The sequence below is a fragment of the Photobacterium gaetbulicola genome, from assembly GCF_003025515.1.
In the GTDB taxonomy this organism is placed as follows: domain Bacteria; phylum Pseudomonadota; class Gammaproteobacteria; order Enterobacterales; family Vibrionaceae; genus Photobacterium; species Photobacterium gaetbulicola.
The window spans coordinates 45,337-63,003 of record NZ_PYME01000009.1 but is presented as its reverse complement, the minus strand read 5'-3'; the positions used below and the strand labels follow the sequence as shown (position 1 = coordinate 63,003).

At 54.1% G+C, this 17,667-nt stretch carries 15 protein-coding genes; 10 read left to right on the top strand and 5 right to left on the bottom strand.

What is annotated here, in order from left to right; all coding sequences use genetic code 11:
• The first annotated feature begins 116 nt into the window (after positions 1-116).
• A complete protein-coding gene (locus C9J03_RS09845) occupies positions 117-1,379 on the top strand; it encodes a NupC/NupG family nucleoside CNT transporter (protein ID WP_039458519.1) in 1,263 nt (420 codons plus the stop codon).
• Positions 1,380-1,465: 86 nt separating this feature from the next.
• Here C9J03_RS09845 and C9J03_RS26475 read toward each other — a convergent pair whose 3' ends face one another.
• A complete protein-coding gene (locus C9J03_RS26475) occupies positions 1,466-1,654 on the bottom strand; it encodes a hypothetical protein (RefSeq protein WP_146149072.1) in 189 nt (62 codons plus the stop codon).
• 133 nt (positions 1,655-1,787) lie between these two features.
• Between C9J03_RS26475 and C9J03_RS09840 the strand changes: the two genes are divergently transcribed.
• The 5 genes from C9J03_RS09840 (at position 1,788) to deoD (ending at position 6,794) form a co-directional block, all read left to right on the top strand.
• On the top strand, positions 1,788-1,958 hold the full coding sequence (locus C9J03_RS09840; RefSeq protein ID WP_039469530.1) for a XapX domain-containing protein: 171 nt from the start codon (positions 1,788-1,790) through the stop codon (positions 1,956-1,958).
• 431 nt (positions 1,959-2,389) lie between these two features.
• Positions 2,390-3,163 (top strand): deoxyribose-phosphate aldolase, encoded by a 774-nt coding sequence (deoC, locus tag C9J03_RS09835; RefSeq protein WP_044624159.1) that lies wholly within the window; start codon positions 2,390-2,392, stop codon positions 3,161-3,163.
• Positions 3,164-3,356: 193 nt separating this feature from the next.
• Positions 3,357-4,688, top strand: coding sequence for a thymidine phosphorylase (gene deoA, locus C9J03_RS09830; protein ID WP_044624158.1), 1,332 nt, complete (start codon positions 3,357-3,359; stop codon positions 4,686-4,688).
• Positions 4,689-4,698: 10 nt separating this feature from the next.
• Positions 4,699-5,919, top strand: coding sequence for a phosphopentomutase (locus tag C9J03_RS09825; protein ID WP_039469523.1), 1,221 nt, complete (start codon positions 4,699-4,701; stop codon positions 5,917-5,919).
• Between the two features lie 149 nt (positions 5,920-6,068).
• Positions 6,069-6,794 (top strand): purine-nucleoside phosphorylase, encoded by a 726-nt coding sequence (deoD, locus tag C9J03_RS09820; RefSeq protein WP_039469521.1) that lies wholly within the window; start codon positions 6,069-6,071, stop codon positions 6,792-6,794.
• A gap of 107 nt (positions 6,795-6,901) precedes the next feature.
• On the opposite strand, the gene C9J03_RS09815 is transcribed toward deoD, so the two are convergent.
• A complete protein-coding gene (locus tag C9J03_RS09815) occupies positions 6,902-7,516 on the bottom strand; it encodes a YtjB family periplasmic protein (protein ID WP_044624157.1) in 615 nt (204 codons plus the stop codon).
• Between the two features lie 153 nt (positions 7,517-7,669).
• Here C9J03_RS09815 and serB point away from each other — a divergent pair, with 153 nt between their 5' ends.
• Positions 7,670-8,635, top strand: coding sequence for a phosphoserine phosphatase (gene serB / locus C9J03_RS09810; RefSeq protein WP_044624156.1), 966 nt, complete (start codon positions 7,670-7,672; stop codon positions 8,633-8,635).
• A 14-nt stretch (positions 8,636-8,649) separates the two neighbouring features.
• Here serB and C9J03_RS09805 read toward each other — a convergent pair whose 3' ends face one another.
• Positions 8,650-11,007 (bottom strand): PilZ domain-containing protein, encoded by a 2,358-nt coding sequence (locus tag C9J03_RS09805; RefSeq protein WP_044624155.1) that lies wholly within the window; start codon positions 11,005-11,007, stop codon positions 8,650-8,652.
• Positions 11,008-11,144: 137 nt separating this feature from the next.
• Between C9J03_RS09805 and radA the strand changes: the two genes are divergently transcribed.
• The gene (gene radA / locus C9J03_RS09800; protein WP_039469515.1) at positions 11,145-12,533 is read left to right on the top strand and encodes a DNA repair protein RadA; all 1,389 of its coding nucleotides are present in this window, start codon (positions 11,145-11,147) and stop codon (positions 12,531-12,533) included.
• A 100-nt stretch (positions 12,534-12,633) separates the two neighbouring features.
• On the opposite strand, the gene ettA is transcribed toward radA, so the two are convergent.
• Positions 12,634-14,301 (bottom strand): energy-dependent translational throttle protein EttA, encoded by a 1,668-nt coding sequence (gene ettA / locus C9J03_RS09795; RefSeq protein ID WP_039469513.1) that lies wholly within the window; start codon positions 14,299-14,301, stop codon positions 12,634-12,636.
• Between the two features lie 346 nt (positions 14,302-14,647).
• Between ettA and sltY the strand changes: the two genes are divergently transcribed.
• Together sltY and trpR are read left to right on the top strand one after the other, a co-directional pair.
• Positions 14,648-16,579: a murein transglycosylase gene (gene sltY / locus C9J03_RS09790; RefSeq protein ID WP_231580690.1), complete on the top strand. Its 1,932-nt coding sequence runs from the start codon at positions 14,648-14,650 to the stop codon at positions 16,577-16,579.
• A gap of 83 nt (positions 16,580-16,662) precedes the next feature.
• Positions 16,663-16,980 (top strand): trp operon repressor, encoded by a 318-nt coding sequence (gene trpR / locus C9J03_RS09785; RefSeq protein ID WP_039469511.1) that lies wholly within the window; start codon positions 16,663-16,665, stop codon positions 16,978-16,980.
• Between the two features lie 97 nt (positions 16,981-17,077).
• Here the strand turns inward: trpR and yjjX are convergent, their stop codons facing one another.
• Positions 17,078-17,599, bottom strand: a complete 522-nt coding sequence (gene yjjX / locus C9J03_RS09780; RefSeq protein ID WP_044624154.1) for an inosine/xanthosine triphosphatase — start codon at positions 17,597-17,599, stop codon at positions 17,078-17,080.
• Positions 17,600-17,667: the final 68 nt, after the last annotated feature.

Below are 17,667 nucleotides of genomic sequence, written 5' to 3'. Positions count from 1 at the left end.
TTGCAAACTGTGAAGTCGGCATTATTTTATCCGCCGCAGCATGAGTATAATGCGCCGGACTCTTAATGAGCCGAATTGTCGAGACGCCAAACTTAACTAAAGGGAAGCCATAAACTATGAGCATGTTTATGAGCCTGGTTGGGATGGCAGTACTGCTAGGTCTTGCAGTACTTCTATCTGATAACCGTAAAGCTATCAATCTACGTACTGTGGGTGGTGCATTTGCCATCCAATTCTGTTTGGGTGCATTTGTTCTTTATGTACCTGTTGGCCGTGACGTACTGTATGGTATGTCTAACGCCGTTGCCAACGTTATCGCTTACGGTAACGATGGTATCAACTTCCTATTCGGTGGCCTGACTTCAGACAAAATGTTTGAAGTGTTCGGCGGTGGCGGCTTCGTGTTTGCCCTGCGCGTACTACCAGTAATCGTTTTCTTCTCTGCACTGATCAGCGTACTTTACTACCTGGGCATCATGCAGGTTGTGATCAACATCCTAGGTGGTGGTCTGCAGAAAGCACTGGGTACTTCTCGTGCCGAATCAATGTCTGCAACAGCTAACATCTTCGTTGGTCAAACGGAAGCACCTTTGGTTATCCGTCCGTTCGTACCAAAAATGACTCAGTCTGAGCTGTTCGCGGTAATGTGTGGTGGTTTGGCGTCTGTAGCGGGTGGTGTACTTGCAGGTTATGCGTCTATGGGTGTACCTCTAGAGTACCTAATCGCCGCTTCATTCATGGCAGCTCCGGGTGGTCTTCTATTTGCTAAGATCATCAAGCCAGAAACTGAAGAAGCTGTTGAGCAGCTAGCAAGCGACGCGACTGAAGGCGACGACAAGCCGGCTAACGTTATCGACGCAGCGGCAGCGGGTGCCTCTTCTGGTATGCAGCTAGCACTAAACGTGGGTGCAATGCTTCTAGCTTTCATCGGCCTAATCGCGCTAATCAACGGTATGCTAGGTGGCATCGGTGGTTGGTTCGGTATGCCTGAGCTGACTCTAGAGCTTATCCTAGGTTACGTATTCTCTCCTCTTGCATTCCTAATCGGTGTGCCATGGGAAGAAGCAACGATCGCAGGTTCTTTCATCGGCCAGAAGCTGGTTGTAAACGAATTCGTTGCTTACCTGAACTTTGCTCCATACCTAGCGGAAGGTGCTGAAATCACACTATCTGCGAAGACTGAAGCAATCATCTCGTTCGCACTATGTGGTTTCGCCAACCTATCTTCAGTAGCAATCCTACTGGGTGGTCTAGGTGGCCTGGCGCCAAGCCGTCGCCACGACATCGCACGCTTCGGTATGAAAGCTGTTGCCGCTGGTACGCTTTCTAACCTGATGTCTGCAACTATCGCAGGTCTATTCATCAGCCTGTCTCTGTAATCTCAGACAGCTGAACGCCTGATAAAACGCCGCGGGAAACCGCGGCGTTTGTTTTTCTGGCTAGAGGCAAAGAGCCTGGCTAGGGGCTAGAGGCATAACAGCTTGGCTATAGGCAAAAGCAGCGCTAGGCTACGGGAAGAGCTGAGAGCTTGACATGAAGAGGCTACTGTAAAACTCTGCATCGCCCATCGCCCATCGCCCATCGCCCATCGCCCATCGCCCATCGCCCATCGCCCATCGCCCATCGCCCGCCCTTCAACAGATTCAGTAAACATCTCCCCCATCGTTTCTATTTGATGCCATAAAATCGATTGCGCTCCGGTTTCTGGCAAAACCCTCTGCTACCATTACTTTCATCGCGGGGCAGGCTACACTTTCTTTGTGCTGTACCAGACAGAGAAAATGATTATGAATGAAGTACTGCTGGCGATGATTGCTGGGTTTATTGTCGGAGTGTTGTTTTCTGCGATTAAACTGCCAATACCGGCGCCCCCGGTGCTCCCGGGTGTCATGGGCATTGTGGGGGTCTATGTGGGTGGGGTTGCCTACCAGTGGATCGTTGAGCGGTTTTTTACCTGACGAAATTTGTTCGTTGGGTAAACACATTGTCCACACTGGGAAACGTAACTTTCGTGGTGGCAACTAGGCCTGCTTGGTATTATAGAGCGGCACCATCACAAACAGATTTTCGTTGCTCAGGTCAATACCATCATGGTGTTACCTTTCGCTAGGCAAGGCCTGGGCAACGTATTTGCAGGGAAGTGGCGAGATTGCTTCCCATGCGGTGAAAAGGATATCAATCAGGTAAATGTTTATGCATTGTTTACCTGAGTCTTCAAGGAATCAAGTCCGTAACCCCGTCGACTGATGGCTGGTTGTCGGGGCTCCTGTTCGCGTAAGCGGGCCGTTTGGCGGTGGCGCATTGAATACCGTCAGGCGCATCTATTGCTAGGCAAGGTGATTGTTTAGCAGAAATAGCTTGGTAGAAACTAATTGGACTGGAGATAGTCATGAGCGAATTGAAAGCGGCTGCACTGCGTGCACTTAAACTAATGGACCTTACCACTCTTAACGATGACGACACGGATGCGAAAGTGATCGAGTTGTGTAAGAACGCGAAGAGCCCGGTAGGCAACACAGCGGCCGTATGTATTTACCCACGTTTTATCCCAGTTGCTAAGAAGCAGCTTCGTGAGCAGGGTACCCCAGAAGTCCGTATCGCGACGGTAACTAACTTCCCGCACGGTAACGATGACATCGAGATCGCTGTTGCAGAGACAAAAGCGGCTGTGGCGTACGGTGCTGACGAAGTAGACGTCGTTTTCCCATACCGCGCACTGATGGCAGGTAACGAAGAAGTTGGCTTTGAGCTAGTTAAGCAGTGTAAAGCGGCGTGTGGCGAGATCATGCTGAAAGTGATCATCGAAACTGGCGAGCTGAAAACTGAAGAGCTAATCAAGAAAGCGTCTGAAATTTCAATCAAAGCCGGTGCTGATTTCATCAAGACGTCAACCGGTAAAGTACCAGTTAACGCTACACCAGAATACGCAGAAATCATGCTGAATGTAATCAAAGATATGGGTGTTGCGGAAACGGTAGGCTTCAAGCCTGCTGGTGGCGTGCGCACTGCAGAAGACGCGCAGCAGTACCTAGATATGGCAGACCGCATCCTGGGTGCCGACTGGGCTGACAACATGCACTACCGCTTTGGCGCATCAAGCCTGCTAGCTAACCTGCTTCACACACTAGGTGAAGGCGAAAAAGCAGCGGAAGGCGGCTACTAATTCTATTCCAGTAAGGTGGCATTGTTGCCACCTTATTTTTAGGTCTCCGACCACAACTTATCCGTGATGTTTTACTGTTTGGTTCTTGCCTTCTTCCGGTGTTGGAAAAAGGACGGGCAGCCTGTACCTGAGAATCATCAAATACCAGGTAAAACGTCATGACCCTACATAAAGAATATCATTGGGGAATACCATGTATTTACCACAAGAAATCATCCGTAAAAAACGTGACAACATTGAACTGACCGCTGACGAAATTAACTTCTTCATCCAGGGTATTGCTAAAGATACCGTATCTGAAGGCCAGATCGCAGCATTCGCCATGGCGATTTACTTCAACGACATGACCATGGACGAGCGTGTGGCACTGACCTGTGCGATGCGCGACTCTGGTATGGTTATCGACTGGAGCCACATGAACTTCGATGGCCCGATTGTCGACAAGCACTCAACTGGCGGTGTAGGTGATGTGACGTCACTGATGCTTGGCCCTATGGTGGCAGCGTGTGGCGGTTACGTACCGATGATTTCTGGCCGTGGCCTTGGCCACACCGGTGGTACGCTGGATAAGCTTGAGTCTATCCCTGGCTACAACATCACGCCAAGCAACGACGTGTTCGGTCAGGTGACCAAAGACGCGGGGGTGGCGATCATCGGCCAGACCGGCGATCTTGCACCGGCTGACAAGCGTGTTTACGCGACCCGCGATGTGACCGCGACAGTGGATAACATCTCGCTGATCACCGCTTCCATTCTGTCGAAGAAGCTGGCGGCGGGCCTTGGCTCGCTAGTGATGGACGTGAAAGTGGGCTCTGGTGCCTTCATGCCGACCTACGAAGCGTCTGAAGAGCTGGCTAAATCGATTGTTGCCGTTGCCAACGGTGCCGGCACCAAGACCACAGCACTGCTGACAGACATGAACCAGGTACTGGCATCGACTGCTGGTAATGCACTCGAAGTACGCGAAGCCGTGCAATTCCTGACCGGTGAATACCGTAACCCTCGCTTATTTGAAGTGACCATGGCATTGTGTGCAGAAATGTTGGTAAACAGTGGGTTAGCAACAGATATCGAGCAGGCGCGCGAGAAACTTCAGGCGGTCCTGGACAACGGTAAAGCGGCAGAGTGTTTTGGTAAGATGGTTGCTGGCCTGGGTGGCCCGGCTGACTTTATGACCAACTACGACAACTACCTGGAAAAAGCCGAACTGGTGAAGCCGGTTTACGCCGAAACCACAGGTTATGCCTTTGCTATGGATACTCGCGCACTGGGTATGGCCGTTGTCGGCATGGGCGGTGGCCGCCGAGTGGCGACCGACACTATCGATTACGCGGTAGGCCTGAGCGACATGATCCGCCTGGGTGATGAAGCCAATGCTGACAAGCCGCTGGCTGTGATCCACGCGCGCAACGAAGCGCAGTGGGAAGAAGCAGCGAAAGCGGTACGTGCTGCGATTACTATTTCTGATCAGAAACCTGAGCCGACACCTGAAGTTTACCGTCGTGTTCGCCCAGAAGATGTTTAATGGAGTCATCATGAAACGTTCTATTATTCTCGTCCTTGATTCATTTGGGATTGGCGCTACAGAAGATGCCGTTCAGTTCGGCGATGTAGGTTCCAACACCCTGGGTCATATTGCCAAAGCCTGTGCCCGCGGCGAAGCGGACAATGGCGAGCGCAGCGGTAAGCTACACCTGCCAAACCTGAACAAACTGGGTTTGGGCAAGGCGTGTGAAGAGTCTTCGGGCTACTTCCCAGAAGGCTTGGATGCCGACGCGGAAATCACCGGTGCGTTTGCCCACGCTGCCGAGCTATCTTCGGGCAAAGACACCCCGTCTGGCCACTGGGAGATCGCCGGTGTCCCTGTGCTGTTTGACTGGGGCTACTTTACCGACAAAGCAAACAGCTTCCCGAAGGAGCTGACTGATCGCATCCTTGAGCGTGCTGGCCTGCCGGGCTTCCTCGGCAACTGCCATGCCTCAGGTACCCAGGTACTGGACGACTTGGGTGAAGAGCACATGAAGACCGGTATGCCGATCTTCTATACCTCTGCCGATTCCGTGTTCCAGATCGCCTGTCACGAAGAGACCTTCGGTCTTGATCGCCTGCTGGAGCTGTGCCAGATCGCCCGCGAGGAGCTGGCGGACTATAACATCGGCCGCGTGATCGCCCGTCCGTTTATTGGCCCGGGCAAAGGCCAGTTCGAGCGTACCGGTAACCGCCGTGACTTGTCTGTCGAGCCGCCATCTGCGACCGTACTGCAGAAGCTGGTTGACGAGAAGCAGGGCGATGTGGTGTCGATCGGTAAGATCTCTGACATCTACGCCGGCTGTGGTATTACCAAGAAAGTGAAAGCAACCGGGATCCCGGCCTTGTTTGAAGCCACGCTGGAGCAAATCAAAGCCGCAGGGGATAACACCATCGTCTTCACCAACTTTGTTGATTTCGATTCTGCCTACGGCCACCGTCGTGATGTCGCAGGTTATGCGGCGGCACTGGAGTACTTCGACAAGCGCCTGCCTGAAATCATCGAACTGTTGCAGGAAGACGACGTACTGATCCTGACTGCCGACCACGGTTGTGATCCAACGTGGGAAGGTACCGACCACACCCGCGAGCACATTCCAGTACTGGTTTCTGGCCCGAAAATCGCTGCTGGCTCTCTGGGCCGTCGCGAGACCTTCGCTGATATCGGCCAGAGCTTGGCGGAATACTTCGGTACGTCTGATATGGAATACGGTAAGTCATTCCTGTAACCGGCGAGGGCAGGTGACTCCTGTCCCAAAAGACGATTATTTTTACGGTTTCGGTCTATATTTGTCCTAGATCGAAACGGTATTTGCAAGACAAGATTACATTTAGTTGGCAATGCAAAAAACCAACAGATGACAGAAAGGAAATAACGATGGCGACTCCTCACATTAATGCTGAAATGGGTGACTTTGCAGACGTAGTACTGATGCCGGGTGACCCGCTACGTGCCAAGTACATTGCAGAAACCTTCCTGGATGATGCAAAAGAAGTCTGTAACGTTCGTAACATGTTTGGTTACACAGGTACTTACAAAGGCCGTAAGATCTCTGTAATGGGCCACGGTATGGGTATCCCTTCATGTTCTATCTATGCAACAGAGCTGATCAAAGACTACGGCGTGAAGAAGATCATCCGTGTCGGTAGCTGTGGTGCAGTACGCGACGACGTGAACCTGCGTGATGTTGTGATCGGTATGGGTGCGTCAACTGACTCCAAAGTTAACCGTATCCGTTTCGGCGACCACGATTTTGCTGCGCTGGCGGATTTTGGCATGGTACAGAATGCGGTTGATGCAGCGAAAGCTAAAGGTATTGACGTGAAGGTGGGCAACATCTTCTCTGCAGACCTATTCTACAACCCAGATTTCGATTTCTTCCAGACCATGAAGAAATACGGCATCGTCGGTGTTGAGATGGAAGCGGCAGGTATCTACGGCCTAGCGGCTGAGTTCGGTGCTAAAGCATTGACTATCTGTACGGTTTCAGACCACATCCTGCGTGGCGAAGCGACAACGTCTGAAGAGCGTCAGCTAACGTTCAACGACATGATGGAAATCGCTCTGGAATCTGTTTTGCTGGGCGACGCTGACGAAGCGTAAGCAACAGAAGATTGACATTAAAAAGGGCTTGCTAGTGGCAAGCCCTTTTTTTTGCGTTCTATTTAATCGACTGTTATTAGCCGGCCTGAGTTTAGCGGCCTTGTCGATCAGCGGCCCTTTTCCGCACTGAGCAGGATAGGGAAGTGCCAGTTTTGCTTGCGGTTGCCAAAGGTGTAGGCCAACAGGAACCCGATGGCCATCGCCGTGGCAATCAGCGCCCGGATAATATTGGTGATGGCATCGATATCCGCCATGGTCTCGGCAATCAGCTTGTCATGCTCAAGGGTGATGCGGACAAAGCCTACCACCTGGTGCTGGCTCATGATTGGCTCGATCAGCTGCTGGCGGCCGTAGCTGGCAACGGCCAGCGGGGTGGATAACCCGGTGACCTGGGGGAGCGGCAGGGCATCCTGGCTCTTGGCCAGGGTGACGCCTTCGAGATCATAGATGGTGGCATCGAGCAGCAACGGCTCTTTGGCCAGTTGCTCGACCAGCAGCTGCAGGCGGTCCTGGTTCTTTTCGATCACATCCTCAGACGCCGTATCGGCGGCTTGGCGTACCACCAACCGCGACAGTTGCTGGGTTTGATTGCTCAGGGTACGGTAGTTTTCCTTGGCGAGGGCCGAGCCATATTCAACCATGGTGATCAGCGCTGCCAGGCAGCCGAAAAGGATGAACAGCCGCCAGGCTTTTTGGAATTGGGTATGTTTTTTCTTCATCATATCAGCGGTGGATTCAAGGCCAATCTTATCTTGGGGCTTGCCCTGGTAATTTGCAATAGGGTAAGTTGTTTAGTCAAGTGACGTCAAAATGCTTGGTTCAATGCTGAGCCCGGCACATCGAGGTCACTTGGGTATATAGGCGATTACTTTAACATGGATGGTTTGCAAGTGCTCAAAATAAGGAAACATACCTCTTTACTCCAGCGATTCCCGGAAGTGGTGTCAGCGTCCAACCTTGACCGGCAACGTGCCACCACCTTGGTGTATGGCCGATCTGTTGATGCCGTGGCGGTGGAAGCTATCGAGGCGGCGTACGGTGAGGCGCTGGAGCTGGCCGCCGCCTGGAAGGTGGGCAAGTACGATTGCCTGTTGTTGGCCACCCCCTACTCCCTGCTGCTGGAGCAATGTGTTACCAGCGTGCAGCTTGATATAGCGGATCTGAGCCAGCTGCCTGATCTGAGGGAGCCGGGGCTGGTGGTGATGGACATGGACTCGACCGCGATTGAGATCGAATGTATCGACGAGATTGCCGTTTTGGCCGGTGTCGGTGAGCAGGTGGCCGAAGTCACCGAGCGGGCGATGCAGGGGGAGCTCGACTTTGAACAGAGTTTGCGCCAGCGGGTCGCGACCTTGGCCGGCAGCGATGCAGCGATCCTTGAGCAGGTCAGAAGCCAGCTACCTTTGATGCCAGAGCTGCGCGAGCTGGTGGCGACGTTGCATCACTATGGCTGGAAGGCGGCGATTGCCTCGGGCGGCTTTACCTATTTTTCCGATCACCTCAAACAGGAGCTGGACTTGGCCCATGCCCAGTCCAATACGCTGGAGATTGTCGATGGCAAACTGACGGGCAAGGTACTGGGAGAGGTCGTTGATGCGCAGGGCAAGGCCGCGATATTGCGCAGCCTGGCCGAGCGATATGACATTGCCCCGCACAATACGGTGGCCGTGGGTGATGGAGCCAATGATTTGGCCATGATCAATGCGGCAGGGCTGGGCGTCGCCTACCATGCCAAGCCGAAAGTCGAAGACGAGGCCCCCGTGGCGATCCGTTTTGCCGACCTCGGCGGCCTGATGTGTTTGCTGTCGGCCTCCCTGGTACCGCAGCAACTGGGGTGGTAGCCGGGCGAAGCGGGCTATTTGATCTCCAGCCTGATCTGCACTTCATCGGTGACATCGAGGATTTCGCCACAGCCAATGACCGAGCTGAGTTCCTGCTCAAGTGCCCTGGCCCGGTGTAATACCTGGCGGGCAAGCTCGCCCAGCTCTTTTCCTATCAGTGCCGTCATCGGGCTCAGGACCGGGGCGGCGGTTAACCTCAAAGCCATAAAGCTGCCGGCGGACTTAGCCTGTTTGATGTAGGCGATCCGCTCCTCGATAGTGCGAAACTCATCCAGCCGCTTGGCGTCGATCCTTGGTACCTGGCCATTATGCTGCTCGATGGCGAGGTAGAGTTCATGGACATAGGGCTGGCTGATCTCAATCGGACGCATGGTTTCGGCCAGCATGGATTTTACCCGGTTGCGAAACAGCGGCTCCAGCGAGCAGCCCTGACCGCCGGCCAACAGGCTAAACAGCTTGATCTGGGGCGGTGGTGGGAAGTTGCACCCGACAGCTTTGAGCTTGAGTTTGTGATCAACTTTTTCAGCGAAATAAGGCACACTTTTGAGCCGCGTCAGCAGCATCTGGTGCATCGCCAGCAGGAGCTCACCCTGCGGCAGCTTTTCCTCGGCCATCAGCAATTTATTCTCATTGTGCAAAATCAGCTTGCGCAGGAAATGCTCGCTCTGGGCGGCGAGGTTGCCGCTACCGGTCGTCAGTTGGATATTGCAGTGATCCGGACTGATCCTGACGACACTATATGGGATCTGGCTTAAGGGCGCATTTCTGTTGCTTTTCTGCAGTCCCGGAAACGAGACCAGTACCTGATCGCCTCGGCGAAGCGCTATCGGTGCGGCCAGTTTGATATTCAGGCCCCGGGTCGAAAAGTCAATGCTCTGTCCGGAGACCTCGGCCCCACCTTCCGGGCTGAGCACTATCGGTGTATCGAACAGGTAGCGGTCTTCGCTTCGCTGCGGCCTTGGGTCAAAATACACCGCTTTGGCCGCGGCAACCGGATTGCGTGGATGGCGGAATGCCTGCAGGGTTTTGCCGGGTAACTGCGGCTTGACGCTCAGGCGGTAGTCTTGCTGGGCGTCCGTGTTGGTCAGATCTTGCAATACACCAACGTGGGTCAGGGAGCTGAGTTTATCGACCATGTCAGGGGCAATGGTTTGCAGGCTGTCTATATCTTCCTGGTCGATGGGCTGCAAGCTCAGGCGCATAACCCGCCAGCTGTCACGCTGGGCCCCGACATGCCAGAACAGGCGGCGTTGCTCGGCATTCATTTCCGGTAGGGCGGCAGAATAGAAAAAGGTTTTGCCGTCATGTTCGTGGCTGAAGCTGTAAATCAGGGTACTTGACTGTTTTAGCCCCGTCTTGCCGAGGCTGGCAAGACGCTCCTCTGATATCAGGTGGTTGAGTACTGGCTGGTTTCTCTCGTCGTGCCAGTGGGACCAAATATGGCGGTTATACTGGGTCAGCAGGCAGTAGGTCAGTTGGGTACCCGACAGGAAGACCGGCATGCTGGTACTGTGCTTGAGAAAGCAGTGCTCGTAGCCACGGGTACGGATCTGGATGATTTTGTCTTCGCAATTGTGCCGGGTACGGTTTTGCGACTGGCTCAGGCCATGGTCAATGACGGCTTTGATCAGGGCGCTGTCACTCAGCAGCTTTAGCCTCAGCCATTTGTAGCTGTCATTATCGGGGTTTTCGTCGATACCGAGGATCCGGTAACTCATTCCCTGGGCCAAGCGAGGGTCATTGAGCAGTTCAGCTAGTTTCGGGAAGCGCACCACAACCGTCATGCCCAGAGTGTAGTTAAATGCAGCTGGTACTTTGAATTTGGCGCCGGAGTACGATAAATCCGCGCTGATGCCGTTGATCATCTGGCTCAGAGGAAGCTCCAAGCTAACCGGTGTGGCTATCTGCCAGCGGTTCTCGTTACGGGTCAGGTAATGGCCGAAGCGGATCAGGGGAGCAACCAATGGATTGTCAGGCTGCAATTGGGTTTGCGGGGCCGGCTTGGGTTGCAGTTTGCCTTGCTGGTGCATGACCCGGAAGTTGTTGCGGGTATTCATCAAGGCTTCGTACAGGCCGACCCGGAACTGGTTGCCGTAGGCCTTGATCCGTTTATGGTAGGTGTTGATGGCGACATCATCGAGCCAGTGCTGGCGTCCATTGAGCTGATAGGGACGGCATTCGCCCTGAACCCGCCCGCGAAGATCGACCGCTTTCATGGAGGGGGCCATGATACGGTGCAATTCCATTTTGAGCTGGAGCCGGGTTGGCCCGTCCTCGCCTTCGGTCATCATCTGGAAGACATCTTCAAAATCTTCGCTATCGTAGACAGGGATCAGCCTTTCAATCAGTCCTTTGTAATCGTCTAGCACCATAGTTATTTTTGATTATCTCATTCTTCGTTTATTATCGGCATATTTCCCCTGATGGCTGAGCGTTGCTTCAGCCTAAGGGCAAGCTCTATTCTACATCCGTTTGCGGATGTGTTTAATCAAATATATCAAGGTGAGTCATGGCAAAAACCAAGCGGGCCTATGTGTGTAGTGACTGTGGCGCAGACTTCCCCCGCTGGCAGGGCCAGTGTAGCGCGTGTGCGGCATGGAATACGATAACCGAGTTCACAGTTCCCAAAACACGCTCGGCCGTGGGTGCCGTCTCGGCTGCTGGTACGAGCAGCTACGCGGGCGCGGCGACCAAGGTGCAGAAACTGTCGGAGGTCGAAAGCAAAGATCTGCCGCGCTACAGCTCCGGCATTTCCGAGCTGGATCGGGTCTTTGGCGGCGGTATCGTACCGGGCTCGGTGTTATTGCTGTGTGGTGATCCCGGTGCCGGTAAATCGACCTTGCTGCTCCAGAGTATTGGCTCGGTGGCTGCCACCAAGTCATCGCTGTACGTATCGGGTGAGGAATCGATTCACCAGATCTCCCAGCGGGCCAAGCGACTGGGCACCCAGAACCTCGACAACATCAATGTGGTGGCCGAGACGTCGGTCGAGGCAATCATCGAGCACATCCGGGCACAGAAGGCCGAGTTTGTGATCATCGACTCGATCCAGACCATGACTGTTGCCCATAACGACTCGGCAGCGGGCAGCCCGAGCCAGGTCAAGGAATCGGCGGCGGCATTGACCCGCTTTGCCAAGACCGAAGGCGTGACCTTTATGATCGTCGGCCACATCAACAAAGACTCGAATGTGGCCGGTCCGATGCAGCTGATCCATATCGTCGATGGGCTGTTTGCCCTGTCGTCGACGGCGGATGAGAAGTTCCGGGTATTGCGCACGTCCAAGAACCGCTTCGGTGCCGATTCCGAGTCGTGCTTTTTTGCCATGACCGAAACCGGGATGAAGCAGGTTAAGAACCCGTCGGCGATTTTCCTCAGCCGTTCGGACAAGAACCATGCCGGTTCGGTGTGTACCACGCTGTGGGAAGGGACCCGACCGTTGCTGGTGGAAATCCAGGCGCTGTGCAATAACTCGGTGACCGAGAACCCGCGGCGCCTGACCGTGGGCTACGACAATAATCGCCTGGCGATGTCGATCGCGGTGTTGGCCCGCCATGGCGGGGTGATGCTGTCGGACATGGATATCTTCGTTAACTGCGTCGGCGGGATCAAAATCGAAGAGACCTCGGCGGACTTGGCGGTATTACTGGCGATTTTCTCCAGCTTCAAAAACGGCCCGGTACCGCAGGATGTCTTGGTGTTCGGCGAAATCGGCCTCAATGCCGATATCCGGCCGGCAGCCAACGGGGTAGAACGTATTCGCGAAGCGGTCAAGCAGGGCTTTACCCGCGCTATCGTTCCGAAGGCCAACGCCAGTCGCCAGGTCCCGGGTATCGAAATTATCGCGGTGGAAGATCTGCAGGAGGCGCTGACGGCGTTCGAACGTGTGGCATTGTAGCCACCCCGCCAAGCAAAATAGGTATTTGGCTGGCTGAAAAGTGATGAAAAAGAAAGGGCTGCATGATGCAGCCCTTGGTGTATCTAGATATAGCAGCGAATTACTTAGCAATACGCTTGTATTTGATACGGTGTGGCTCGGCCGCTTGCGCGCCCAGCGTCTTCTTGAGCCAATCTGTGTACTCGGTGTAGTTACCTTCGAAGAAGTTAACCTGACCTTCGTCACGGTAGTCAAGAATGTGGGTCGCGATACGGTCTAGGAACCAGCGGTCGTGCGAGATCACCATGGCACAGCCAGGGAACTCAAGCAGGGCTTCTTCTAGTGCACGTAGCGTTTCAACGTCAAGGTCGTTGGTTGGCTCATCGAGTAGCAGAACGTTGCCGCCGGCTTTAAGCAGTTTGGCAAGGTGGACACGGTTGCGCTCACCACCAGACAGATCGCCGATGCGTTTTTGCTGATCGCTGCCTTTGAAGTTGAAGCGTGAGCAGTAAGCACGCGCCTGGATTTCAAAGTTGTTGATCTTGATGATGTCGGCACCTTCAGAGATCTCTTGGTAAACCGTGTTGTTGTCGTTCATGCTGTCGCGGAACTGGTCAACAGACGCCAGGCTTACTGTTTCGCCAAGCTCAATCGTACCGGCATCTGGCTGTTCTGTGCCGCTCAGCATCTTGAACAGGGTCGATTTACCGGCACCGTTGGCACCGATGATACCCACGATCGCACCCTTAGGCATGCTGAAGGACAGGTCATCGATAAGCACACGATCTCCGAATGACTTGGTCAGGTTGCTCACCTCGATAACCTTGTCACCCAAGCGCTCACCCGGCGGGATGAACAGCTCGTTGGTTTCGTTACGGCGCTGGTGATCGGTGTTGTTCAGCTCTTCGAAGCGTGCCATACGCGCTTTTGACTTCGCCTGGCGGCCTTTAGGGTTCTGGCGAACCCACTCAAGCTCTTTCTCGATGGTCTTCTGGCGGGCTTTCTCTTGCGAGGCTTCCTGCTTCAGACGGGCATCTTTCTGCTCAAGCCAAGAGGTGTAGTTACCTTCCCATGGAATACCTTCACCACGGTCAAGTTCCAGGATCCAACCCGCAGCGTTATCGAGGAAGTAACGGTCGTGGGTGATCGCCACAACGGTACCGCTGTAGTCAACCAGGAAGTGCTCAAGCCAAGCCACAGATTCTGCATCAAGGTGGTTGGTTGGTTCGTCAAGCAGCAGCATGTCTGGCTTGTCTAGCAGTAGGCGGCAGATAGCCACACGGCGACGCTCACCACCTGATAGGTGTTTGATTTTCGCATCCCACTCAGGAAGACGAAGGGCGTCAGCGGCACGCTCAAGTTGCATCTCTAGGTTGTGGCCGTCTTTGGTTTCGATCAGCGCTTCTAGTTCACCCTGTTCTTTCGCCAGTTTGTCGAAGTCTGCATCTTCTTCAGCGTATGCCGCGTAAACAGCATCAAGACGCGTCAGGGCATCTTTCACGTCAGCCACTGACTCTTCAACCACTTCACGTACGCTTTTCTCTTCGTCCAGTACCGGCTCCTGAGGTAGGTAACCTACCTTAAGGCCAGCCTGTGGGCGTGCTTCACCTTCGATATCGGTATCGATACCCGCCATGATACGTAGCAGGGTTGATTTACCGGCACCGTTCAGACCCAAAACACCAATTTTGGCGCCAGGGAAGAAGCTCAATGAAATATCTTTCAGGATTTGACGCTTAGGTGGGACGATTTTACCCACGCGCGACATGGTATAGACGTATTCAGCCATATCCGTTTGCGATCTCTAAACTAAATGAAAGGGGGTATTTTACCTGTTCTGGACATAAGTTTAACAGCAATGTTCATAATTATGGCCGTTAAGGGATTACTCTGCGTCCATCTTTGTGTCGCTGGTGCATTTTTCTTGCAACATGGCGGTGCTAATTTTCTCCTATCGACCAACGTGCGCGATTATTCAAAACGGCAAATTGGTATTACGCTCAATACAGAGCCGCGTGAAGGTGGTGGGTGCCAGCCCTGTGGATGGCAGAGGCTTGTAGAAATGGAATTTATATGCAATAAAACACACAGGTTGTTTGACCTGAATGAACATGGAAAATGAATGGAAGGCTATTGTGTCTAGCAATATAAACCTCAGAGTAATTTCAGGTCTTGTGCTGTCTGTTGGCTTGCTGTTGTCGCCCCTGATGCGAGCGTCGACACTGGAGCAGCAGCGCGAACGTTATGAACAGGCCCAAGTCGCACTGGAAGATAACGATCTGGCGGCGTACCAGGCGTTGCGTGCCCGCTTGGATGACTACCCCCTGACACCCTATCTTGATTACCGGGAATTCATCCAGACGCTGTTTGCCAAGTCGCCGAGCGAAGTCGAGGCCTTCATCGAGCAATATTCGGCGTTGCCATTCAGTACCACTGTTAAGGATCGTTACCTGGCTCACCTTGCCGCGACCGAGCGGTGGGAAAATTTCATCGAGGTCCAGCCGATGCCTCCGCGCAGTCAGGTACTGCGCTGTCACTATTACTACGCCCAAAGCAAGCTCGGCAACAAAGATGTCGCCTGGCAAGGGGCCGAAACCTTGTGGCTGACGGGAAAGTCGACCCACGATGCGTGCGACCCGCTGCTCAATACGTGGCAAAAGGCCGGCCAGCGCACCGATGAGCTGGTGCTGGACCGGATGCTGCTGGTGTATGCCGAAGGCAACCGTGCCCGGCTCAATTACCTCAGTAAACAGCTGGGGGCAAAAAGCAAGGCATCGGGCAAGTCGGTCATGGCTCTGTTCGACAAGCCCGAGGGGGTTGCGGCCTTTTCCAAGCGCAGCAAGGTGACGCCTTTCAACCAGAACCTGACGGTGCTGGCTTACAAGAAGCTGGTGCGCAGCGACATCGCCGAGGCAGTAAAGCAGTTCCATAAAACCGTGCAGGGGCAGCATTTCGGTGAAGCCAAGCGTCAGTCCCTTGCTGACTATACCGCCAGCCGCCTGATGGCCACCGACGATGAAAAACTGCAGAAATGGCGCGATAACGCCTTGGCGAAAACATCCAATATCAGTTTACTCGAGCGCCGCATCCGCCAGGCGATGCGCGAAGATAAATGGGACGAGGTCAAGGTTTGGGTAGAGCGCCTGCCAGAGGAGGCCAAGCAGACCACCCGCTGGACGTTTTGGCAGGCCCGGCTGGCGGAGAGGGCCGGCGACCAGGCCCAGGCTGAGAAAAAGTACACCCAGATCTTGGGCCAGCGTGATTTCTACAGCGCGGCAGCGGCGACGGTGCTGGGTAAGCCGATTACCTACCCGGTAAAAACCGCGGGGGACGCCCACGGCGAGGTGAAAGAGTATCAGCAGACTTTGGAGCGGATCGAAGAGCTGATTGCCGTGGATAAGCTATTGGCGGCCAATCGGGAGTGGCACTACCTGCTTCGGGGCCTGGACAACGACAAGATTGTCTCCCTGGCGGCTTATGCGGCGACCAACAAGTGGCATCACCTGGCGGTGCAGGCCACGATTTCCGGCCAACTTTGGGACTATGTTGAACTCCGCTTCCCGGTGGCGCATAAGTGGTGGTTTGATTTCTTCAGTAAGAAGCGGGAATTGCCCGTCACCAGCATGATGGCGCTGGCTCGCCAGGAAAGTGCGCTGAATATCGAGGCGGTCTCGCCGGTCGGGGCGCGCGGCCTGATGCAGCTCATGCCTGCTACCGCTAAGGAAACGGCCAAGAAACTGGGGCGCAACTACGAAGGGAAAAACAGCTTGTTTGATCCCGGCGTCAATATTCGCCTTGGCAGCGGCTACCTGAAAATGATGCTCGAGCAATACGACAACAACCGTATCTTTGCCTTTGCCGCGTATAACGCCGGACCGAGCCGGGTCTCCCGCTGGCGCAATGGCACCGATGGACGATTGGATGTCTATGCCTTTATTGAGGCGATCCCGTTCAATGAAACACGGGGCTACGTTCAGAATATCTTGATGTTCGAAGTCTATTATGGCGATTTGACCCAGAGTCCGGTGCCCTTGCTCAAAGAAAATGAATTGAACGCCAAGTACTAGCTTTTTTGATGGAAGGGCTAGGTTGTCGGTGGCGAAAGGGATAGAATCAGTACTCGAGAACGAGTACATCAAATGAGGATGACATGTCGAATATTCAAGAAACCCCGGAATTTACCGAGTGGCAACAGGTGGTGGATATCTTGCGCCAGGCGACGGTTGAGCACAAAGACGATACCTTGCTGAGGCTGCTGTTGACCCCCGACGAGAGGTCAGTGTTACTGTCCCGAGTGAATATTCTGCATGAGCTGCTGAACGGTGAGCGCAGCCAGCGCAAAATCAGTGAGTTGCTAGGTGTGGGTGTGGCGACTATTACCCGCGGCTCTAACGAACTCAAGCATCATGATGATGACACCAAGGCGTGGCTTTCTGCCCTGCTCAAGGAGCAGTGCCCTGGCGCTTAATCGTCGTTGGCACCCAGTGTAAAAGAGCCCCCGGATGATATGTCCGGGGGCTCTTTTTTTGCAGGTATGCCTAAAAGGTTTGGCTGAGGTTCTTAATTTATTTAGCGAATAATGTTGGGTGAATGAAGGGAATGAGCGCCAAGATCAAGGCCTGTTGGTAAACCGAGCTGCGGCTGAGCAAGTGGTTGGTCAGCATCGCAATCGCCCCGCCTTTTTGCTTGATATTGGTCTGGTTGAACATGTCATCCATGACATCGCCTAATTCAGCACCCAGATGCAGTTGCTCTAGGGCCTGTGGCGGTAGAGGCAGTGAGGCCGAGCGGGATTCCCCGCGGGTCTCGCCGCTTTCGATCACCATCCAGGCAAAGGTGAATGAGCCATCAATGCCGGCTTCAAGGCCGACGTAATAGTCAGCATCCGGTACGGCGTGGCGCGCATTATTGACTCGGTTTCTCGCTCCAAGCAGGGTTTCGTCTGCGCACATAGGCTGATCGCGGACACCGCTGTCGACACTGATCCCCTCGATAGCAAACTGGCTATCAGGAAAGGTGTGGTTGAAGGCGGCTTCAACGGCAGAAATTTTGGCGGGGTTGGTCGAGGCGACAATAATTTTAGGCATAGCAAACATCCATTATCCGAGTGCTTACTATTCTAATACTTGGCGGCGCGATGTCACGCCGCCAGTGA